The sequence below is a fragment of the Promicromonospora aerolata genome, assembly GCF_042682255.1.
GTDB lineage: Bacteria > Actinomycetota > Actinomycetes > Actinomycetales > Cellulomonadaceae > Promicromonospora > Promicromonospora aerolata.
In genome coordinates this window covers 675103-696051 of sequence record NZ_JBHUHF010000001.1, presented here as the reverse complement: position 1 = coordinate 696051, position 20949 = coordinate 675103, and the positions used below count along the sequence as shown (strand labels likewise).

The following is a 20949-nucleotide window of genomic DNA, read 5'->3' as shown; positions in this document are numbered from 1 at the left end:
TCAGGACACCAATCCCAAACAGGCCCTAGTCCGCTCATGGTTCGTTCTCCTCTGTCTTGTTCTCCAGCCGCTCACGCGACGCGAGCTGCGCTCGCCCCGTTCTGGTTGCTGAGCCGTGATCAACCGTGGCTCCCGCGGCGTGTTCGTGGGTACACCCGCGTGACAGTGGTCCCGGCAGGACCACCATCGCGTCCGCCTCAGCGGCCTAAGATCGCGAACATGGCCCCCAGGGAGAACTTGCTCGGTGACTACCTTCGGGCCCAACGCGCGCGCGTCCGTCCCGAACAGGTGGGCCTGGTCCCAGGGAACAACCGACGCGTGCCCGGCCTACGCCGATCTGAGGTCTCCCTTCTGGCGGGGATCAGCTCGGACTACTACCTCCGCCTCGAACAAGGCCGCGACCGACGTCCCTCCGCGCAGATCCTCGAGGCCCTCGCCCGTGTGTTCGGCCTCGACGCAACTGGTACCGCGTATCTGCTCTCCCTCAACGAACAGCCCCCTCCGCGCTCACGGCGACGGCCGCGGCCGGAGAAGGTCCCCGAAGGCATCAGCAAGATGCTGGCGATCCTGCATCTACCGGCATTCGTCGAAGGCCGCTATCTCGACGTCCTCGCCGCGAACCCGCTCGCCACGGCACTCTCACCCCGGATAGCCGCGGGCCGGAACCGCCTGCGCGACGTGTTTCTCGATCCCGACGAACAGGCTCTGTATCCCGACTGGAACGACACCACGGCTCGGCTGGTCGCCGGCTTTCGCCGCTCGGTCGGAACCGACACGAACGACATCAGGTTCATCGATCTCGTCGGCGAGCTCTCCCTCGCCAGCGACCACTTCCGGACCCTCTGGGCGCAACACGACGTCCAAGCCCGGCAGAGCTGGCCCATCACCATGGACCATCCCACCGTCGGCACGCTCACCCTCAACCGCGAGAAACTCATCATCAGCGATACTGCCCATACGCTCGTTCTCGCGATCTACCACCCAGACCTTGGAACCGACAGCGCCGACAAGCTAGCGCTCCTCGCCTCCTGGGCGGTAGATCCTGCCCCGCGAACCACTGACGGAAGACACGGTCGATAACAGACTATTGAATTGCCGACCCGAGAGACCGACCGGCGCAGCGCACGCAGCGCACGCAGCGGCGCGTATCCGGAGTCGTCGAAGTACGCATGGACCGCCTGCTTGTCAGGGAACTTCATCAACACCGCAATGGCCGGCCCGGTGTCACGCTCGATGGGCACGCGGTCGCCACCAATGATCATCCGGACCGAGCGCAGTTTGCCGGCTCATCCCAATCGGGGGTGTAGAAGTTGGGGTCTGAAGCCGCCGGTCTCGAGCAGGCTTCGGGCGATGTAGTTGGTCAGGTTGCGGAACCCGAGTGCGGAGCCGCGCAGGTGTTCGAGCCGTCCGTTGAGCGCCTCGGTCGGCCCGTTGCTGGTGCCGGGTCGTTCGAAGTAGGCGAGCACGTCAGCGGCTCGCTTCTTCAGGGTCCGGCCCAGGGTGGTGAGCTCGGTGAGCACCTTGGGGACGCCGGCGCTGAGGTCGGTGATCAGCTTCTCCATGAGCTCGCGGCCACGTTGCCGGTCCTCGTGGCGATAGGCGGCGATCATGCGCTGGTAGACACCCCAGGTCGCCTCGACCTCGACGTGAGCGTCATCAACGAACAGCGCGCGTAGCCTGTCGCTCTGCTTGTCGGTGAGCAGGTCCGCGCCGGTGTGCAGCGTGCGCCGCGACTTGTAGAGCGGGTCGTCCCTGAACCCACGGTGCCCGTGGATCGCGAGTTGGACCCGGCGCCGGCACCTGTCGAGGGCGTCACCGGCCAAGCGCACGACGTGGAAGGGATCCATCACCGTGACCGCGTCCGGGATCTCCTCTGCAGCGGCGGTCTTGAACCCGGTGAAGCCGTCCATCGCGACCACCTCGACCGCGTCACGGAAGGCGTCGTCGCGGTCGGCGAGCCAGGTCTTGAACGCCGCCTTCGACCGGCCCTCGACCATGTCCAGCAGCCTTGCTGGGCCGGCGCCATCGCGGACCGGGGTGAGGTCGATGATCACGGTGACGTACTTGTCGCCACGCCTGGTGTGGCGCCAGACGTGCTCATCGACGCCAATGACCTTCACGCCCTCGAACCGCGTGGGGTCGTTGATCAGCAGCCGCTTGCCTTCGGCCAGGACCGCGTTGTTGGCGGTGTCCCACGCGACCCCGAGCCCCTCGGCGACACGGGCGACGGTGAGGTGTGCGACCACGATCCCTTCCAGCGCCCACCGCAGCCCGGTGCGCGAGAGCTTCGCGCGTGGCTCCGCCGCGGCGCTGGTGTCTTGGCGCCACACGTGTCCGCAGTCGGCACAGCGGTAGCGGCGCACTACAACTTCCAGCACGGTCGGTCGCCAGCCCAGCGGCTCGTGGGCCAACCGCCGGATCACGGTGTCACGAGCAGCGCCTTCGCTGCCGCACCGTCGGCACCACTGATCTGGTTCCACCACGCGGCACGCGATGACCGCACGATCCGGTTCAAGTCGTTGCCCGGTCACGCTCAGACCGAGGCCGTCGAGTCGAGCGAAGGCGGTCAGGTCAGGGCGGCCGAAGCCGGCCGGCGGGGTAGCGTCGGACACGTCGAGGTCTTTCGGATGGATGGCGTAGGAACCTCCGTCGTCGGGAGACCTCGACGTCTATCTGCGGACCGACGCGCCCGGCCGACCTACACCGTCATCTGGGAAGACCCCTGAAACGTCTTCGACGACGACGGGACCGGCTAGGAGGAGGGCGCGGTGAGCTAAAAGAATGGAGCTTGCTCGGCTTCGACGCCGCCGCAAGCTCCGGTGAAACGGTCGGTACTGGTCGGTCGTCGTCGGTCACCACCAGATGGCGGCGCCCCCACTCTCGGCGTTTGCGCAGGTCAGCGGCTCGTTCGCTCAGTGGGCGCATCAAGCGATAGACGCAAAGCCGACGTGATTAGGTCGTCGGTTCGATTCCGACAGGCGGCTCTGGCGAACAGCCCCTGACCTGCGGAAACGCAGGGCAGGGGCGGTTCGGTTCTGGTGGTCGCGCGATGCGCTGGCCTCACGGCTCTGCCCGACACCGACGTCGCTCTCCTCTGCGACGGACCCCTCGCCGGCTGAGCGCTCGCGGCCGGCATCCTGTCCGTGTGCCGATAGGCCTCGCTCCGCTCGGCAACGCGGCGTGGCGTTGTGTCGCGACCTGGACGTGCGAGGTGTCAACGGTGCGTCGGCGCAGCGATCGTTGTGTGCGCAGCGAGATGTTCCATGCCGCACGGGCGACGCGCAACGCGTCTCCCGTCACGGCAACGGATCGCAACCAAGACCCGCCCACGGCGCCTAGCGGGACGGAGGGCAAGTTGACACAGTTGCGCTGCCATGGAACCGCGCTGGCTCTCTCGATGACCACCGGTGAACCAGTGCCGCTCCAGGCTTGCGCCTGGTGTTGCCTGGCCCCCCTCGTGATCGGCCCGTCGGGGATCGTCAACGTGGTGCGGGTGTCGAGGCGGTCGGGTCCGACGGCTCGGCGGGGCGCGATCGTCTCGTGCGTTGGCGGACTACGGGAGCTTGGACGCGAGGACGTCGGCCGCCAGGATCTCGGGTGCTGCGCCGAGGAGGTGCTGGTTGGCCATCAGGGCTGCGACGATGGCGCCGTTGGCGTGGGCGTCGCGAGCGGCCTCGTCGGGGAATGCATCGAAGATCCAAAAGGTGTCGGCGTGGGTTCTAGCCGCGAACCAGACAATCGTTCCCACTTCTTCGTTGGCGAGTGCGACAGCGCCGGCGAGCAGATCGGCGAGCGCGTCGTGCTGTCCATCGGCCGCGACGATCTTGGCGACGAAGGCATACGGAAGTGATGCGGGTGTGGACATGAGGGGTTCTCCTTGAAGTCGGGGTTCTTCGTGGGGCGAGTTCAGCGTATGACGAGCGAGGGCCGATGGGGAGTGGCGTATACGACAGTATTGCTATTGTTCGCGCCATGCGTATCGGACTGATCGCGATCGACGGCTGCTTCGGTTCGGCTGTCGCGTCGGTCATCGACATCGTGCGGGTGGCCGACGGAGCCCGCGGCGATATCGACCCGCGGATCGACCCGATCGAACTCGCCATCCTCGGACCGAAACGGCGAGTGACCACGACGGCATCGATGACCCTGTCGGTTGACCACCCGCTGTCGGAGTCCGGAGAGTTCGACGTGGTCGTCGTCCCTGCGCTTGGAACCCTCACGGCCGCCGCTACCAACGACGCCCTCCAGAGCCGAGATGCTCGTTCGGTCATCGCCTCGCTCGGGCGCCTCGACGACGCGACCACCCGGATCGCCGCGGCGTGCACCGGCGTGTTCGCCGTCGCCGAGACCGGACGGATGCATCATCGGCGGGCGACGACCAGCTGGTTCCTGGGGCCGGAGTTCCTGAAGCGCTATCCGACCGTCGCCCTCGATCTCGACACCATGGTCGTCGTGGACGGGAACCTCGTCACCGCCGGCGCCGCGTTCGCCCACATCGACCTCGCGCTCTCACTCGTGCGATCGATCAGCCCCGACCTGGCCCAACATGTCGCCAAGCTCCTCATCATCGACGAGCGTCCGTCGCAGGCGGCCTTCGTCGCCTACGAACATCTCCGGCACGAGGACCCGATCGTCGTCGAGTTCGAACGCTTCGTGCGCGCCCGCCTGGACGAACCGTTCAACGTCGCCTTCGTCGCGCAGTCGCTCGGCACCAGCCGGCGCACCCTCGAACGACGAGTCCGTGCGGCGCTCAACCTCACTCCGCTCGGCTTCGTCCAACGGCTTCGCATCGAACGAGCTCGGCACCTCTCAGCAACCACGGACCTCACCTCCGCCGAGATCGCGCTACGGGTCGGCTACGCGAACGCCGAGACTCTGCGCTCCCTCCTGCGCAGGGAGCGACGCCGTTCCTGACCTATCGCCATGCCTGTAGCCGGTGTCCTAGCGCCCGGTTGGAACCACCTCTCAGCACGTCGCGTCGACGCTCCTGCGTCGCCCCTGGACGACCCACTCGACACGCCCGCAGCACAGGCCATGTGACGTGCCCCGGCTTCCCGGCCGGTCGGGGTTGGGTGGCTGTGATGTCGCTGCGTTCTCGTCGAGGGGGTCAGCAGACCCGATCAGGGTCGATTGGGATGAGACGCGAAGGCGGTCAGGTCAGGGCGGCCGAGGCCGGCCGGCGGGGTAGCGTCGGTCACGTCGAGGTCTTTCGGATGGATGGCGTAGGAACCTCCATCGTCGGGAGACCTCGACGTCTATCTGCGGACCGACGCGCCCGGCCGACCTACACCCTCATCTGGGAAGAGCCAGTTTGCCGGCAGCCACTCAACAACGTCTCCGACCGAAACCGCGGTTAATATCCGTGATCTCGTCCGAACTGACACCCACCTAAACCCGCCCGACAGAACCGACGTTCAGGTGGCCGCACGAGGACGACCCCGCCCCCCTTTGCCGGCGGCGCCGACGAGCACGTGCGAGCGCTGCCCGGCCCTCTTAGCGTCAAGAGCGACTGCACGACTCCGACCCGAGGACGACAACGACATGCGGTCCACTCGCGAAGTCTTGGAAAGGCATCTGGAATGCCGCCGTGCGCTCGATCTCGAGAGCGATCTGCACGACAACTATGCGAAAGACGTGACCATGCTTTCCTGGGGCGAGGGCGTGCACCATGGCCTGAGCGGCGTGCGATACCTCGCCGGAGTGCTGAAGACCTACCTGCCCGAAGGCAACTACCGGTATGACGACCTGATCGTCGCAGACGCCTACGGCCTGCTGCGCTGGTCCGGCGGTGGGCCCGGCGAAAAGCGACTGCACGGCGTCGACTCGTTCGTCGTAGGACACGGGCGCATCGTCGCTCAGACCATCAGCTACGTCGCGGGCTGACCACCGATCCCGCACGTGCTGCTCGATCAGGCGCGGCGCAGCGTTTGTCCCGGCTCGCTCCGTCCGCCGTCCGACGCACCTATGGCCTGCGGTTACCGCCCGGATGCAAGTGGCGACGGTCTGGGGATCATGGCAGAGGTCCTGACCGCGCCGAGTGGAGCCGTCGATGCCACACCTCCTGCTCCTCAGTTTTGCCACGCTGCTCATCGTTGCGGTGCTCATCTCCGAGCGTGCGCACAGGACCGTCCTGTCGACCGCCGTCCTGTTCCTCCTGGGCGGGTTCGTCCTGGGCGACGGCATGCTCGGAGTGATCGACGTCGCGCCCGGCGACCCGCTCGTGGACCTCCTCGCGCAGCTCGCGCTCTTCTCCGTCCTGTTCACCGACGGGATGCGGGTCGCTATCGCGGACCTCCGCTCAGCCTGGCGGCTCCCCGGCCGCGCGTTGCTGCTCGGTATGCCGCTGGCCTTCGCGATCACGGCCGTCGTCGCCCACTACGTCGCTGGGCTGCCCTGGCTGGAGTCCTTGCTGCTGGGCGCGGTGCTCGCCCCCACGGACCCCGTCTTCGCCGCGGCCATCGTCGGGCGGGAAGAAGTCCCCGGCCGCTTGCGGCACGTGTTGAACGTCGAGTCAGGAGTCAACGACGGTCTCGCACTGCCCGCCGTCCTCGTCCTGCTGGGCACCCTCGGTGGAGAGAGGGCAAGCGGATGGGTCCTCTTCGAGGAGATCGCCCTCGGTGTGCTCGTAGGAGTCATGGTCCCGCTGGTCGTCGTGCGGCTCGAACGACTCCCCTTCTTGAAGGCCACTGAGAACCTCCAGCCGCTGGTAGCCGTCTCCGTAGGCCTGCTCGTGCTCGCGATCTGCCTGGTCACCCACGCCAACCTGTACCTGGGTGCCTTCACTGCTGGGATCACGCTGGCATCCGCGGGTCCCGAGCTCAAGAACGAGTTCGAACGGTTCGGGGAACTGGTCACCGAGCTTCTGAAGCTGGCTGCCATCCTCGTCTTCGGCGCTCTCATCACCCCGTCCTTCCTCTTCGAGGACATTGGACTGAGCGGCTGGATATTCGCGGTGCTCGTCCTGGTCGCTGTCCGCCCACTGGCCCTACTGCTCGCGTTCGCCGGGTCGGCTCTACCCCGGCGGGAGCGGGTAGCGGCGATGTGGTTCGGCCCCAAGGGCTTCGCGTCGGTCGTCTACGGCCTCCTCGTCCTGCAGTCCGGCATCCCACCCGCGGACCAGATCTTCCACCTCGTCGCTCTAGTCATCGTCCTGTCGATCATCGCCCACTCCTCGACCGACGTGGCCGTCGCCCGACAGTTCCCTTGAGGCACGACGCGGGGCCCGACACCATTCCCGGAGGGCCGTCCAGGGCCATCAGACGTGCGGCCGCGCCGTTCTGCAGTGGCGCCCGGACAGCCGCACGCAACGAAGCCGTGCGGTACGAACGCCACGAGTCGACGAGTCGCGACCGGTAGGCCGATGTGGCAAGACTGGAAGCGGCAGGACACCCGGATGCGCCCGAAGCGATGTCGAGGAGATGAGACGCCATGTCGATGACAAGAATCCGACGACTCCTCGCGACGGCGCTGCTCACCAGCCTGATGTGGCCACTTGCGGCGTGCGGCGACGAGGCGCCCGCACCCGGCGAGGACGTGACCTTGGAAGACATTGCCGAAGCAGAGATACCAGAGGGCGACGAGGGCGAAGAGAGCGAGTCAGGCCTCGCCGAACGCGTGGTCACGGTCCAGGGCGAGGTACGTCAGGTGCTCGACCCCGGGGCGTTCCTGATCGGCGACCCCGGCGTGCTCGAGCCGCAGGTCCTCGTGCTGAGCCCGTCGACCGACTTCGTCGACCTGGGCCTCGACGTGACGGACGCGCTCGTCGAAGAGGAGACCGTCGTCGAGGTGACAGGCGCGGTCCGGCGACTGTCTCTCGGCGAGTTCCAGGAGGACTACGACATCCCCTACGACCCGAACATCTTCGAGGAGTACGCCGGCGAGTCCATCATCGTTGCCGAGCGCGTCGAGATCATCGAGAACGAGATCATCGAATAGACAAGCTGACACCGCGTGGGGGTCCAGCCGCCGAAGGACTCATCGGACGCGATCGCGACCGAGGCCTTCTCCTCACGATCGGTGAGGACCTGGAAGAGGAGTTCCGCGCCGCGGCGGTCGAGTTGCATGTAGCCGAGTTCGTCGATGCACAGCAGGTCGACGCGGCCGTAGCGGGCGATGGTCTTCGCCAGCGTCATCTCGTCGGCGGCCTCGACGAGCTCGTTGGCAAGCTGGGTCGCCAGGGTGTACTTGACCCGGTAGCCGGCCATGGCGGCCTCGGTGCCGAGTGCGATCAGCAGATGGGACTTACCGGTGCCGGAGTCCCCGATCAGACACAGCGGCTGTCCCTTCTGGACCCATTCGCATTTGGCGAGGGTGTGGATCACGGCGGGATCGATGTTGGGGTTGGCGTCGAAGTCGAAGGCCCGCAGGGACTTCTCGCGGGGGAACTTGGTGGCCTTGATCCGGCGTTCGGACCGGCGTCGGGCCCCTCAGTGTTTGCTGTTGAAGAACCGTAGCAACAGCGGGCCGACGGTCTGTGGGTCGACGACGTGATCCGGCCCCTCGAGGGTCTCCCGTTGAGCGTGGGGTAATAGGTCTGCAAGCGCGTCGGCTGCGCGGTCGAAGAAGTCCGAGGGCAGGCCTGCCAGGTAGGGGGACGAGATCGGTCCTCCGGTGATGACCAGGACCGGTTGGGTGACCGTTGCCAGGCGATCGGCCGGCAACTGGTAGCGGTTGAGGAAGACGCTGTCGTGGACCAGCGTGGGCGCGAGGGCGACCGAATGCGCCCAATGCGGCGTCTGCTTGGCCGCGGTCGACATTCTCGAACGCATCAACGCCCCTGCCGCGATGTCGTCGTCGGAGGCGCCGGTCACGCGCATGAACAGTTCGAGAACCTCCTCGTCTCGCCCGGCGTCGAACGCGCGTCGGGTGTCCGCGATGTACTTCTCGAATCGAGGGCGTATGTCGTCCCCGACCGCGTAGGGCACGTCCCACACGGCGATCGTGTCAATGGCTGACCCGGCCGCAGCGGCTTCCATCGCCAGCGCACCACCAGAGGACGCCCCGAACAGGTGTGCCGAGCCGCCCGCCTCCGCGATCAACGCATCCAGGTCCTCGATCTCCCTTTCCACGGCGTAGGGCTCGGTAAAGCCGCTCGCCCCGCGTCCCCGACGGGCATAGTTGTAGACCGTGAAGCGCTCGGCGAGAGTCGGCGCCAAGGTCGCATTCTCCACCCCGTCGTCGAGTCCCCCGCCCACCAGAATGACGGCCGGACCCCTTCCCTTCCGGTCGTAGGCGATGGTGGTGCCATCGTCTGATGTCACGCGAAAGGCCATCTCGTTCATCTCAATCTCCGTTCGAGAGGTTTGTCTCATCGCCTGAGCAGCGTGCCGACGACGGCCACGGTGCGCGACCACCGCGCCCTTGCGATCACGGCCGCCACGACGAGAAGGGCGAGCGCCAGCCAAGGGCTCTGATCGAGCACGAATTGATCCGTGATGACAGCACCGGTCAACAATGCCGCCAACCCGAGACTGGCCAGGCCCGCCAGAGCCGGGATCAGAAGTCCAACCCCTCCCGAGACCTCCAGCGCTCCGACCAGGTACCGGAGCCACTGGCCAGCCCCGATGTCGGCGAACATGTCCACCATGACCGGGTCGCCGGCGAGCTTCGAGATTCCGCCGCCGGCGATGATCGCCGCCAGCGCGACTTGCAGAATCCAGACCCCGAAGCTGATCGCCCGCCCGGGCCTGTGCGCAACGGTTTCCGAGTTGTTCTTGGGGATGGTGCTCATTCGACTCTCCTTGTCGTGTCCGGGCCGGGGCGTTGGCCGAGTGGGCCGGGTTGTCGGAGTTGATCTCGACCCAGTGCTCGAAGCGGCATCTACTTCTTGTTGCGGTAGAGGACCATGGTGATGGGACCGAACACCGCGACGAGAAGTACGGACGAGACGAGCACCCAGCCGATCTCCCCGGCGGGCACCGAGCCGTGCATCAGGCCGCGCACCACGGTCGCCAGGTGGGTGATCGGGTTGACCTCGACGACCGCCTGCAACCACCCGGGCATCGTCTTCGGATCCACGAAGATGTTGCTCACGAACGTCAGCGGGAACATCACCATCATGCTGACCCCCGCCACCGAGTTCGGCGTGCGCAGGATCAGGCTGAGCATCGTCCACAGCCACGACAGGCAGAACGAGAACACCAGAAGCAGCACCACCGAGAGCACCACCCCGACGGCGCCACCCTCCGGCCGGAACCCGAGGACCAGGCCGAGCGTGATCACGATCACCGACCCGATCGAGTAGCGCACCAGATCGCCGAGCAGGGCGCCGACCAGCGGGGATGGTCGCCACACCGGAAGTGACCTGAACCTGTCGAACACCCCCTTCTGGATGTCGGTGTTCAGCGTGATGCCAGTGTTCATGGTGATCATGACGTTCGCCTGCACCAGGATGCCCGGCAGCAGGAATTGCAGGTACTCCTGAGTCGACCCGGCGAGCGCGCCACCGAACAGGTAGGTGAACATCAACGTGAACATGATCGGGAACATGGTCACGTCGACGAGCTGCTCCGGGACGTGCTTGATCTTCAGCAGAGCGCGCCAGCCGAATGTCAACGAGGTGAGCACCGGACCGGGGCGAGACGGCCGCTCACCGGCCAACAGCACACTGCGCAGCGCGTCCTCGGTGACCGGCGCCGACGCCTGTTCTGCGGACGTGGCATTCATGCGGCATCCTCCTCGGGTGTCTCCTCGGCGGCGTGTCCGGTCAGGGCGAGGAACACCTCGTCCAGGCTCGGCTGACCGAGCGCGAACTCGGTGACGTCGATGCCGCTGCGGGACAACTCGGCCAGGGAACGGGCGACCCGCTCGGGGTCGGAGATCCGCGCGGACAGTGCGGCCGCGTCAGCGGACGGCTCGACCGGCACCTCGAGGACGCCGGCGAGGACCCGCTCTGCCTCGGCCCGCTGCTCGGGCGCACCTAGCCGTACGTGCAGCGAGCCGGCGCCGACCGATGCCTTGAGCTCGCCGCTCGAGCCCTCGGCGACCACCTTCCCGTGGTCGATCACCGCTATCCGGTCAGCCAGCTGGTCGGCCTCGTCGAGGTACTGCGTCGTCAGCAACACGGTGGTGCCCTCGGCGACCATGCCCCTGACGATCTCCCAGACCTGGTTCCTGCTGCGCGGGTCGAGCCCGGTCGTGGGCTCGTCGAGGAAGATCAGTTCGGGGGTGACGACCAGGCTCGCCGCGATGTCGATGCGCCGGCGCATCCCACCGGAGTACTTCTTCACCTGCCGATCGGCCGCCTCGGCAAGACCGAACGCGTCGAGCAGGTCGGCCGCCCGCTCCCTGCCTCGGCGGCGTGAGTAGCCGAGCAGCCTGGCGAGCAGCAACAGGTTCTCCACCCCGGTGAGGTCCTCGTCGACCGACGCGAACTGCCCGGTGAGGCCCACCCTGCTCCGCACCGCCCGGGCGTCACGCACGACGTCGTAGCCGAGCACTTGCGCCTCTCCGGCGTCGGGGTGCAGGAGCGTGGCCAGCATGCGGATCGTGGTGGTCTTGCCCGCCCCGTTCGGACCGAGCACGCCGTACACGCCCCCGGCGCTCACGGCCAGATCCACACCGGCGACGGCGTGGGTCTTGCCGAAACTCTTCTTCAACCCTCTCGTCTCGATCGCGAACTTTCCCATGGGTTCGACACCTTCTCTCGGTGTTGCGAACGGATCAGTTGAGCACTAGTCAAGCTTGAGTACTTGGACAAAGTACGCGGGGAGGAGCGACTAGTCAAGGTTGATTAGAAGCGCATCTTGAGGGGATCGCGGGCCGTTCGCCACGAACCCGGATCATCGGCCATGGTGTAGGCGCCCTCAGACAGTCGTTTGCTCAGGCTCTTCGCCCACTCCAGTTCGATGCGTGCATGTCCCGCCCACAGTTCGGCCTGATCGCGGACGTGTTCGGGAATGTCGGGGTTCGGGTTCTCCCACCCCTTGGCCTGCCCTACGAGCTCCGCTTCCAGGCGCGCGACCCGCTCGTTAACGTGCGCGATGGCATCTGTCCTGGTCAGCATGGGCAACATGGCGATGGCCGCGTCGAGCATGGTGGGGTCATGGGTGCGCCGCAGACCGTCGCGGACCAGTTCGACCATCTCGTCACGTCCCCGAGCTGTCGCGCGGTACAAAACGCGCTCCGGCCCGGAGTTGCCCGGCTCGGCGTGCTCGGTGAGGAGGCCATCAGCCGCCGCCTTCTTCAGCGCGTGATAAATCGAGCCGGGCTTGATCTTGGCCCAAATCTCCGCACCCCAGCTCTGCAGTTCGGACCGCACCTGGTAGCCATGCGCGCCGCCGGAGAGGTGCACAACACCGAGTACCAGGAGCTTCGTCGCCGACATACGCCCACCTCCGCTCAACCTGCTCGGACTCACTCCGCTTGCGCGCCCGCCAGGGTCGTGTCAACTCCCACCAACACTAGGGTGCCCTCCTGGTCCGGGTGGTGTCAGCACTGACCTACAAACGGTGCTGGTGGCCCGTGCCCGGCCCAAGGATGGGGAGCGACTGGCGCACCAGATCGTCTCGGTCACCGTGCCGTCTCTTTCGTAGTGGCTGGTGCAGGCGCGGTGGTCGCGGTGGCGCTCAGTGTTCGAGGGGCCTTGTAGTGCCATTCGCGGTCAGCTTCAGTGATCTCGCGCAGGATGCGTGCAGGCACCCCGCCCGCCACGACCATCGGTGGGACGTTGGCCGCCACGACGGCTCCGGCGGCGATGACCGAACCTTTGCCGATCGTGACGCCGGGCAGGATGGTCACGTTGCTGCCGACCCAGACGTAATCCTCGATCACGACCGGCGCGGAGAACTGCTCCCCGTGGGGACGCGCTGCCGGGTGCAGCGGATGTCCGGTAGCGGTGATCGTGACGTGCGGGGCGAACATCACGTTGTTGCCGATGGTGATCGGTCCGTCGTCCACGAGCGTCAGGCCGGTGTTGGCGTAGACCCCGGAGCTCCTGATCGTCGATCCGGCGACGCACCTCCTGCTCAAGCTCGTCCACCACAACACACTCCTTCGCCTCGATGAGGGAACCGTCCAGGGGTCCACTCGCGGATGGTGTAGTTCAGGTTGTAGGCGCGACGTCCCGTCGGGTGCGCGCTCACGTCCGAGCCGCCGTCCAGCGGCGTCCCGCGTACACCAGCGTGTTGAAGTACGCGCGTGGTGCCACGGAGTCGATGTCCGGCGGTGCGAGGTAGAGGAAGGCCTGGCGGAGCGTACGCTCGGCGTCGGCCCAGCGCCGGCCGGCCAGGAGGACGAGCCCCTGGGTGAAGTACAGGCTGTGGCGCAGCTCGTCGACCAGGAGGTAGTCGTCCCGGCTCCGGTCCGGCTCGGCCATGAGGTCCATCAGCTCCTCGAGGCGGCCGAGGGCGTGGTCCAGCAGGGCCTGTGCCCGGTCGAGGGATCTATAGGGCAGCAGCGCCCTGGCCGCCTCGGCGTGTAGGGCCGCGTCTGCCGCCCGGTCGGTGAACGGATCGAGACCCGTCTCGATCGCCGTCTTGAGGCTGCGTGCGCGCGGGTTGAAATGCGCCTCGCGCATCCGCCCGCCGAGCGCGAGGAAGCCCCCGTCCTCGCAGATCTCGGCAGCGACGAGCGCGAAATCCGTGGTCCGCGGGTGGTCCGCGCCGAGCGCAGCGTGCAGCGTAGCGTGGTGCTGTTCGACCACGTCTGCCAGGAGTTCCGCGTCGAACACGGCGAGGCAGCGCCGCGCCAGCGCGGCGGTCATCGAGTCCGTGTCTGGGCGGGCCGGCTCCTGTGCCCTTGCCGTGGCCAGTCGTGACCGCAGCCGGCCGACAGCGGGCCGATGGCGGCGACTCAGTCCGATGGCGGCGGTCCTCCGCCACGCCCGCAGGCGGTCGGGGTCGAGTTCGGCGGGGCCGAATGTGGCGGTGCGATAGACGGCCCGGCCGATGTTGTCCCGCAGGACGCCGAAGCGGCCGGTGCTCGCCAGCATCTCGCAGTACTCCACGTCGAGCGCCGCCGCGACCGGGTCGGCGAAGCTGAGGTTCCGGGCCGAGTCCTGGATCGCCAGGCCCATCGCCCGGCGGTTGCGCCGGTAGGTCGTGCGCCAGTCCTCGCCGTCGAGCAGCTCCATCAGGCCGCTCACTTTGTGCCGGACCTGGCCGTATCTGTTGTTGACGTAGGCGTGGGTTCCGACGTCTGCCCCCCACCTGCCGAACTTGGCGTCCTTCTCACGGTCGAAGACGTAGCGGAGCACCAGGTCCTCGATCTGGTCCTCGAGCACGTCCAGGACCAGGTCTCCCCAGTCGAAATCGGTCACGGTGCGCCGTCCTCAAGGCCGGAGGGTGTGTTCGTGTCCTGTTTCGCACGGAAGGCTATCGTTCGGCCGCTCGTGCGCCATACCCTCCTTGCCATGGGCCCTCGTCCGAGCGTCGCGCTCCAGTTCGCCTACCACTTTCTGCAGGCCAGGCTTGGCTCCGAGTACCGTGACTGGGTCAGGGCGGACATGCGCAGGCCGATCTATCCGCTCAAGGAGGGCCTGGTGCTCGGTTTGCAGGCCGGGGTGGCGCTCCTCGCGTTGTCGTGGATTCTCTCCCTCTTCGACGGATCCGCGTGGCCGCCCGGGGCGGGGTGGAGCTTCCTGCCACCGGTCGCCATGGCGGTCGGCACGGCCGCAGCCAACAGGAACCAGCGACGCCTCATCGCGGAGGAGCGCGCGGAGCGAGGCGACGGTCCGCAAACCTGAGGACTAGGGAATGTCCTGGTAGATGGTCCTGGTGGACAGCCGTTCCCGCGAAGGTCATGCATCTCCGTCATGCATGCGGAGGAGCGTTTCGAGTTTCTGTGAGGTGTCTTCGTCTCGCGGGGTCATCACGGTGAGTCGGTGGCCGCTGTCGGCGATGTCGGTGGAGACGAAGCTGAGTTGGAGGGCACCGACGAGCGGACTGTGCAGACGCTTCTCCTCGTAGTGCTGCAAGAGGACGTCGTGGCGTTCCCAGAGGGCCGCGAACTCCTCGGACTGCTCCAGGAGTCGGTCGATCACGCTCGCGTCGCCCGGCTCCGTCCCGGGTCCAGCCGTCGTGCGCATTCGGGCGACCATCCGGTGGGCGACGATATCTGCGTCGACGTACCGGCTTCGCCAGGTCTCGTTGGTGAAGAACTGCACGGCGCAGTTTCGATCCGACGCGGGGATCGCATCCATATCGGTGAAGAGATGCCGGTAGGCGCGGTTGTAGGCCACCACGTCGAAGAGGGGGGTCTGCACGCACGCCGGATAAGGATCCAACTTGTCGAGGATCGGCTGGAATGCCGCCAACAGGGTCGGATCGCACACCACTGGCTCTACGACAGGAGTGCGGACGCCCGCAAGCCGTCGAAGGTGACGGGTTTCCGCGTCATCGAGCTGCAATGCCCTGGCCACTGCTGTCAGTACTTGCGTACTCACGTTGATCGGGCGTCCCTGCTCGAGCCACGTGTACCAAGTCACCCCGACGCCGGCGAGCACGGCGACCTCCTCACGACGCAGCCCCGGGGTGCGACGTCGTCCGGTGGAAGGGAGCCCCGCCGCCTCCGGCGTCAAGCGCTCTCGCCGGGTGCGCAGAAACGCCCCGAGCTCCCGCTTCACGGGCAACGGACCAGTCTCGCTCACCATGCGTCCCGTTCCTCTCTCAGCCTGGTTCAGCCAGTACCCCCATAATCTGGCTCCTGGTACCAGGATCTGTCCTCCAGCAACCTCGCAATGTGACCACAACTTCCGCGCCGGATACCGGCTCAGTTCCCACACCTACCCCTTCGGCGCCGACGCTCGGGCTTCGCGGTCTGCTGGCGACGGTCTCCGCCCTCCTGGTATCAGTGGTCAGCTTCGCGGCCACCGGGATCGCCGTGCCCAATATCGGGGCATCGCTGGGGGCCTCCGCCGGGGAGCAGTCGTTGGTGGTGTCTGCCTACTCACTCGGCTTCGCCGTACCCATGGTGATGGGCGGACGCCTCGGCGATCTCTACGGGCGACGCAGACTCTTCCTCCTCGGAATGGCGGCGTTCACGCTCCTCTCCCTGGTCTCGGCCCTCGCCCCGACGATCACGATCCTCATCGCCGCGCGTGCCCTCACCGGGATCTCCGCCGCCGCGATGGTGCCCCAAGTTCTCGCGACCATCACCGCCTCGACCCACGGACGCGAGCGGGCAAGGGCTGTGGCGCTGTTCGGGGCCACGGCAGGCGGCGCGACCGCAATCGGTCAGGTCCTCGGCGGAGTGCTGCTGTCCATACCCCTTTTCGGTGCGGGATGGCGCACGGTCTTCGCAATGAGCGTCGTGATGGGTGCCCCCGCCTTCCTCGCTGCACTGCGCTGGGTTCCCGCGACCAGCGCGCCGTCGCGCCAGTCCCTCGATCTGGCCGGCACTACCCTCCTGGGTGCCGCGCTGCTCTCGCTCCTCATTCCTGTTTCGCAAGGCGCGAGCCTCGGTTGGCCCGTGTGGTGCTGGGTGCTCCTCGTCGCAGTGCCCCTCCTGTTCGCGGCGTTCTGGCGGCGGCAGCACCGTCTGCACCGCAGAGACCGGGTCCCGCTGGTGCCCCCGCCGCTCTTCCGCCTCGGTTCCTACCGCCTCGGACTCGTGATGGCGCTCATGCTGCAGTCCGCGTTCGGCGCTTTCACGTTCGTCTACGCCCTCACCACGCAGACCGGCCTGGGCTGGACCCCGATGCATGCCGCACTCGTGCTCCTTCCCTTCGCCGTCTGCTTCTTCATCGTCTCCCTCTGGTCGGGCAAACTTGCGCCTCGCTTCGGCTTCCGCCGTGTACTGATCGCCGGCGGCATCATCCACGCCGCACTGCTCACCATCACTGCGGCGTCCGTACTCGTTCAGGGTGCCGGCCTCAATTCATGGAGTCTTGCCGCGCTGCTCATCGGCGTCGGCGTCGGCCAGGCATTCATGTTCGGCCCCCTCGTCGGCGCCATGATCGCCGATGTACCCCCTGCCTTCGCCGGGGCAGCGTCCGGCGTCATCCAGACGACACAGCAAGCAGCGATGGGCCTCGGTGTCGCGGCCGCCGGAGGCCTCCTCGCGGCCGGTATCTCCGACGCAACCGGCCCTGTCAGCGGCACCTACACGACCGCGCTCGCGATCAGCATGATCGTGCAAGCCGTCTTCGCCGTGGCCTTTGTGCTCTGCGCACGAACCCTCCCGCGCCGCTGAACATCGAGTCCCGGAGCGGTGATCCGTACTTGGATGGTGGACTTCCCGGGCGGGGTGGCTCGTACACTGCTGAAGATGGAGGACCACACGGCCGCCGGGATCATGGCCCGTCCGGCGCCCGTCCTGCAGGAGTACGTCGACTCGTATGTCGGCTTCGACCTCCGCGGGCTCCCCGCAGGGGTGCACTGCGGCCCGCCGAGCCGCGCGCTCACTGCGGTGATCAGCCTGTCAGATCCCTTGGAGGTGGCGGCGGGCGTTGGCGACGGGTCACCGGTCACCCGGTTCAGCAGCGTGGCCGGCGGCCTGATGCGCCGGTCCGTCGCGATTCACCACGACGGACGCCAGCACGGTGTTCAGGTGTCGCTGACACCGCTCGGGGCTCGGGCCATCTACGGCATGCCCGCCGCAGAGCTCGCCCTCCGACTGGTCACACTCGACGAGCTTCTCGGAGCATTTGCCGTCGAGCTGGTCGACCGGCTCCGGTCGGCGGCCACATGGGCGGCGCGGTTCACCGTGCTGGACGATGTGCTCCTCCGAGCTGTCGGCCGTGGCGCTCACAGCGACCAGGTGTGCTCGGTACGCCCCGAGGTAGCCGAGGCGTGGGGCCGCCTCGTCGCCGCGCGGGGTTGCGTCCAGGTCGGTGCGGTCGCCGCAGAGCTCGGCTGGAGCCGTCGGTACCTCACCGAGCGGTTTCGCAGTGAGGTGGGCCTGTCGCCGAAGACGTTCGCCCGAGTCTTGCGCTTCGAGCACGCGCACGAGCTGGCGGCGGCGCAGGACCCGCTCCCGTGGGGCGATGTGGCAGCCGTCTCCGGCTATGCCGACCAGTCCCATCTCGTGCGGGACTGGCGCGAGTTCACGGGCCGATCGCCGACGGTCTGGCGTCGCAGCGAAGTCCTCCTCGGAGCCGGGTAGCAGCCAACCGTCTCCCCGTCGCGTCGGTCTCTCTTCCCTTTTCTTCAAGACTGCCCAACCGCTGTCGCGGACGATCCTCGGTATGACATCCGGCAACCGCGAACGCAATGCCATGGACCGGCACGCCCAGCCCGGAGGAAGCGCCGTGACGACACGCATCGCGTGCCTCGGCGACAGCCTCACCCGCGCGCAGTTCAGCGTCGACTACCTGGATCTTCTCGAACGACGCCGCCCTCCCGGTGACGTGCAGCTTGCCCGTTTCGGCACCAACGGCGACTTCGCCTACAACCTCTTGCAGCGCCTCGATGCTGTCGTCACCAACCCACCCGAGGTGATCACCGTGTTGATCGGGACCAACGACGCCCGGTCGAGCCTTGCCGGCTATCCCGTCGAGCAGGCCATGAAGCGCAAACGGCTCCCCCAGCGCCCGTCCGCGGGCTGGTTCCAACACTGCCTGGGAGCCGTCGTCGCACGGCTGCGAACGGAGACCGACGCGACGATCGGTCTGCTGTCGCTCCCGGTGCTCGGCCAACAGCTCGACGGAGCAGCGGCACAGGCATCGCAGGCGCACAGCCGGATGATCGCCGAGGTCGCCGCCGCCAACGAGGTGGCATACCTTCCGCTCCACGAACGCCAGACCGAGGAGCTGCGCCAAGCCGACCCGCCGCCGATTCCATACGTGGAGGTGAGGCCCGAAGCGACCGTCGGTGTCCTCGTCCAGCACGCAGTGCTGCGCCGCAGCCTCGACTCGATCTCGCGGCGGCGAGGTCTCGTGCTCACGACCGACCACGTTCACCAGAACAGCCGCGGCGCCGCCCTGATCGCCGAGGTCATCGACGCCGGTCTGCTGCCCCAGGGCGCGTAGCCGGTTCCGGCGCCCGGCCGGTCGGTTGGCGCCTAGCCGCGCGGAGGCGGCGGGAGACCCTGTCCCCCGCATGGGGGATCGGGGTCACCCAGCAACGGGAGGTTCCAGACCTGCCACCGGCGGCATCCTCGACGTATGACGACCTTCACCGCCCTCGCCCCCGCTCCCCGCTGGTCTCGTTTCGCCGCGCACGCCGTCACCTTCGTCGTGCTGCCGTCAAGCCTGTGGCGGATCGGCGTGGCCCTCGGCGCGAACCTCGGCTACACGGACGAGGGTCGCGCGGCGCTGGTCGGCGACACCGTGTGGGGACCGGCCTACATGATTGCGCTCAGCGTCCTGGCCGAGGTCGCCGCGCTGCTCACGCTCGCGCTCGTCCGGTCCCGGCCCGTCGAGGTCCCGCGGTGGTCGCCGGTCCTGCGCGGCCGGCCGCTTCCGCGTCGCTTCGTTCTCGCCGTCGCCTGGACCGGCGTCGCGCTCACCGCGGTGATCTGGACCCCGTTCGTGGTGTGGTGGACGCTGCCGCACGATGACATGACCACGACCGGGGCGCTCCTCGTCGGCTTCCTGTACCTGCCGCTCGTCGCATGGGCGCCGCTCCTGGCTGCCGTCACGTCCTCCTACCAGCGGCGCACCGCTCGGGGAACGCGATGAGCGCGCCACCTGAGCTTCTTGACGTCCATGGGCACCAGTGTCGACGGGCCGGCACCAACCTCGTGACCACTCCCATGCGCTCGGTGATGCGGCAGATCGCCTCGGCGGCCCGCAGCGCAGGGCAGCCGAGGCGATCACGCCCCTCGTGTCACAGCTCGACGGCCGGGGCGGCGTCACGCATGTCGAGCCGGTCCAACATGCGGTTGTACGGCGCGAACGCGGCCTCGACCTCGGCGCGGTCCACGTAGCGGGACAGGTCGTACCGGTGCGAGGGAGCGCCCTTCGGCTTGGCGATGACCTCGGCCAGATGCTCCTCGTCGCGAGTCGTCCACGTCGCCCCGATCGCCGAGTACAGCCGAGGGACCTCTGTGAAGGGGTCGGCACTGAGCTTGTGGTACGGCACGTCCACGACCGAGGACGGCGGCAGGCTCATCCGCGTCTCCAGGCCGCGCTGGACCTGGCTGACCAGATGATCCAACGCGGCTCGTCCGATCGCCTCAGGATCCACCTCGTGCAGGACCATGATCTGCAGGGTCTCCAAGAGGCTGGCGAACGAACCGATGACCGTGACCGGATCGCGGTGGGTCCACACGAACGTGGCGTCCGGGAACACGTGCCTGATCGTGTCCATGTCACCCAGGTGCCCCGGATACTTCAGCACCCACCGCTTGCGCTCGCGCCCGTGCTGGAGCACCTGCAGCCCCAGCTTCAGGTACTCGTACTCCGACCGCACATCCTGGTCGGCGAGCCACGCACTGTAGGACGGCATCGGCCCGCGCTGGAGCGGCCAATGGGCGCCGTGTGCGAAGAAGAGCACCGACTCCTCCGGCCGGTCGATATAGGTCGGGTGCTTTTCCTGGAGGCCGGGAGCAACCAGTTCCATGAGCGAAAGAGCCTGGCCGAGCTGCCTGATCACCTTCCGCTCCGTCCGCGGATCATGCAGAGCCGTGTGCGACAGCTCCCACGCCAGCGGGCCACGATGGTCGGGCGACTCTGCAAGGACCCGGTGGGCCAGAGTCGTCGCTGTGCGCGGCATCCCACACACGAACACCGGTGCCGTGATCGGTTCGTCGGCAACCTGCGGGTTCTCGGACAGCACACGGTTGACCCGCAGCCTGTTGGCGTACTTCCCCTGGACCTCGTTGAAGATGAGGAACCAGCCCAACGGCGACAGCCGCGGGATCTCGGCCGCTCCGTCGATGATCCTGCCGAGATCGTCGGCGAACGCCCGGTCCTGGGCACCTGCCTTCTTCTCCACCTGCGCGACCGCCTTTGCCCAGGACCCTGCGGGGTCCTGCTGACCCTTTGCGGAAACGGCCAGCACAGCATTCAGGACTCGGGTTGTGCGTGAGGTACGGCTCACGACTCTCCTCTGTTCGTGGTCACTACGT

At 67.5% G+C, this 20949-nt stretch carries 22 protein-coding genes and 1 pseudogene; 10 read left to right on the top strand and 13 right to left on the bottom strand.

Annotation, left to right across the window (positions count from 1 at the left end; translation table 11 throughout):
• Positions 1 to 219: 219 nt before the first annotated feature.
• A complete protein-coding gene (locus ACFSL2_RS03100) occupies positions 220 to 1080 on the top strand; it encodes a helix-turn-helix domain-containing protein (RefSeq protein WP_377196428.1) in 861 nt (286 codons plus the stop codon).
• Here ACFSL2_RS03100 and ACFSL2_RS03095 read toward each other — a convergent pair.
• From ACFSL2_RS03095 to ACFSL2_RS03085, 3 genes are all read right to left on the bottom strand, one after another.
• Complete coding sequence (locus ACFSL2_RS03095; RefSeq protein ID WP_377196427.1) at positions 975 to 1262, bottom strand: DUF1330 domain-containing protein; 288 nt, start codon at positions 1260 to 1262, stop codon at positions 975 to 977. The genes ACFSL2_RS03100 and ACFSL2_RS03095 overlap by 106 nt on opposite strands.
• 24 nt (positions 1263 to 1286) lie before the next feature.
• Positions 1287 to 2612 (bottom strand): ISL3-like element ISPfr2 family transposase, encoded by a 1326-nt coding sequence (locus ACFSL2_RS03090; RefSeq protein ID WP_377196426.1) that lies wholly within the window; start codon positions 2610 to 2612, stop codon positions 1287 to 1289.
• Positions 2613 to 3553: 941 nt separating this feature from the next.
• Complete coding sequence (locus tag ACFSL2_RS03085) at positions 3554 to 3865, bottom strand: putative quinol monooxygenase (protein ID WP_006247389.1); 312 nt, start codon at positions 3863 to 3865, stop codon at positions 3554 to 3556.
• 107 nt (positions 3866 to 3972) lie between these two features.
• Between ACFSL2_RS03085 and ACFSL2_RS03080 the strand changes: the two genes are divergently transcribed.
• The 4 genes from ACFSL2_RS03080 to ACFSL2_RS03065 all read left to right on the top strand — a co-directional run bounded on the left by ACFSL2_RS03080 (position 3973) and on the right by ACFSL2_RS03065 (position 7935).
• Positions 3973 to 4914, top strand: coding sequence for a GlxA family transcriptional regulator (locus ACFSL2_RS03080; protein ID WP_007079305.1), 942 nt, complete (start codon positions 3973 to 3975; stop codon positions 4912 to 4914).
• A 627-nt stretch (positions 4915 to 5541) separates the two neighbouring features.
• Complete coding sequence (locus ACFSL2_RS03075) at positions 5542 to 5883, top strand: nuclear transport factor 2 family protein (RefSeq protein ID WP_377196425.1); 342 nt, start codon at positions 5542 to 5544, stop codon at positions 5881 to 5883.
• A 166-nt stretch (positions 5884 to 6049) separates the two neighbouring features.
• Positions 6050 to 7207, top strand: coding sequence for a cation:proton antiporter domain-containing protein (locus ACFSL2_RS03070; RefSeq protein ID WP_377196424.1), 1158 nt, complete (start codon positions 6050 to 6052; stop codon positions 7205 to 7207).
• A gap of 221 nt (positions 7208 to 7428) precedes the next feature.
• Positions 7429 to 7935: a hypothetical protein gene (locus tag ACFSL2_RS03065; protein ID WP_377196423.1), complete on the top strand. Its 507-nt coding sequence runs from the start codon at positions 7429 to 7431 to the stop codon at positions 7933 to 7935.
• Here ACFSL2_RS03065 and ACFSL2_RS03060 read toward each other — a convergent pair.
• The 8 genes and pseudogenes from ACFSL2_RS03060 to ACFSL2_RS03025 form a co-directional block, all read right to left on the bottom strand.
• Positions 7914 to 8420 (bottom strand): annotated as a pseudogene (locus tag ACFSL2_RS03060) (ATP-binding protein); the annotation flags it as partial. The gene ACFSL2_RS03065 and the pseudogene ACFSL2_RS03060 overlap by 22 nt on opposite strands.
• Positions 8421 to 8426: 6 nt before the next feature.
• The gene (locus tag ACFSL2_RS03055; RefSeq protein ID WP_377196422.1) at positions 8427 to 9281 is read right to left on the bottom strand and encodes an alpha/beta fold hydrolase; all 855 of its coding nucleotides are present in this window, start codon (positions 9279 to 9281) and stop codon (positions 8427 to 8429) included.
• A 26-nt stretch (positions 9282 to 9307) separates the two neighbouring features.
• Positions 9308 to 9730, bottom strand: coding sequence for a DoxX family protein (locus tag ACFSL2_RS03050; RefSeq protein WP_377196421.1), 423 nt, complete (start codon positions 9728 to 9730; stop codon positions 9308 to 9310).
• A gap of 89 nt (positions 9731 to 9819) precedes the next feature.
• Complete coding sequence (locus ACFSL2_RS03045; protein WP_377196420.1) at positions 9820 to 10665, bottom strand: ABC transporter permease; 846 nt, start codon at positions 10663 to 10665, stop codon at positions 9820 to 9822.
• Positions 10662 to 11627 carry an ATP-binding cassette domain-containing protein gene (locus tag ACFSL2_RS03040; protein WP_377196419.1) on the bottom strand — a complete coding sequence of 322 codons (966 nt, stop codon included), beginning with the start codon at positions 11625 to 11627 and terminating at the stop codon, positions 10662 to 10664. The genes ACFSL2_RS03045 and ACFSL2_RS03040 overlap by 4 nt, the downstream gene beginning before the upstream one ends.
• A gap of 104 nt (positions 11628 to 11731) precedes the next feature.
• Complete coding sequence (locus ACFSL2_RS03035) at positions 11732 to 12325, bottom strand: PadR family transcriptional regulator (protein ID WP_377196418.1); 594 nt, start codon at positions 12323 to 12325, stop codon at positions 11732 to 11734.
• Between the two features lie 185 nt (positions 12326 to 12510).
• Positions 12511 to 12897 (bottom strand): DapH/DapD/GlmU-related protein, encoded by a 387-nt coding sequence (locus tag ACFSL2_RS03030; RefSeq protein WP_377196417.1) that lies wholly within the window; start codon positions 12895 to 12897, stop codon positions 12511 to 12513.
• A gap of 181 nt (positions 12898 to 13078) precedes the next feature.
• Positions 13079 to 14257 (bottom strand): hypothetical protein, encoded by a 1179-nt coding sequence (locus tag ACFSL2_RS03025; RefSeq protein ID WP_377196416.1) that lies wholly within the window; start codon positions 14255 to 14257, stop codon positions 13079 to 13081.
• Positions 14258 to 14350: 93 nt separating this feature from the next.
• On the opposite strand from ACFSL2_RS03025, the gene ACFSL2_RS03020 reads away from it, so the two are divergent.
• Positions 14351 to 14683, top strand: a complete 333-nt coding sequence (locus tag ACFSL2_RS03020) for a hypothetical protein (RefSeq protein WP_377196415.1) — start codon at positions 14351 to 14353, stop codon at positions 14681 to 14683.
• A gap of 54 nt (positions 14684 to 14737) precedes the next feature.
• On the opposite strand, the gene ACFSL2_RS03015 is transcribed toward ACFSL2_RS03020, so the two are convergent.
• Positions 14738 to 15589, bottom strand: a complete 852-nt coding sequence (locus ACFSL2_RS03015) for a helix-turn-helix transcriptional regulator (protein ID WP_377196414.1) — start codon at positions 15587 to 15589, stop codon at positions 14738 to 14740.
• Between the two features lie 89 nt (positions 15590 to 15678).
• On the opposite strand from ACFSL2_RS03015, the gene ACFSL2_RS03010 reads away from it, so the two are divergent.
• The 4 genes from ACFSL2_RS03010 (at position 15679) to ACFSL2_RS02995 (ending at position 19558) form a co-directional block, all read left to right on the top strand.
• Positions 15679 to 17130, top strand: coding sequence for an MFS transporter (locus tag ACFSL2_RS03010; RefSeq protein WP_377196413.1), 1452 nt, complete (start codon positions 15679 to 15681; stop codon positions 17128 to 17130).
• A 75-nt stretch (positions 17131 to 17205) separates the two neighbouring features.
• Complete coding sequence (locus ACFSL2_RS03005; protein ID WP_377196412.1) at positions 17206 to 18042, top strand: AraC family transcriptional regulator; 837 nt, start codon at positions 17206 to 17208, stop codon at positions 18040 to 18042.
• A gap of 112 nt (positions 18043 to 18154) precedes the next feature.
• A complete protein-coding gene (locus ACFSL2_RS03000; protein ID WP_377196411.1) occupies positions 18155 to 18907 on the top strand; it encodes an SGNH/GDSL hydrolase family protein in 753 nt (250 codons plus the stop codon).
• A 135-nt stretch (positions 18908 to 19042) separates the two neighbouring features.
• Complete coding sequence (locus ACFSL2_RS02995) at positions 19043 to 19558, top strand: hypothetical protein (protein WP_377196410.1); 516 nt, start codon at positions 19043 to 19045, stop codon at positions 19556 to 19558.
• A 148-nt stretch (positions 19559 to 19706) separates the two neighbouring features.
• On the opposite strand, the gene ACFSL2_RS02990 is transcribed toward ACFSL2_RS02995, so the two are convergent.
• Positions 19707 to 20816 carry a sulfotransferase family protein gene (locus ACFSL2_RS02990; protein ID WP_377196409.1) on the bottom strand — a complete coding sequence of 370 codons (1110 nt, stop codon included), beginning with the start codon at positions 20814 to 20816 and terminating at the stop codon, positions 19707 to 19709.
• Between the last annotated feature and the right edge of the window lie 133 nt (positions 20817 to 20949).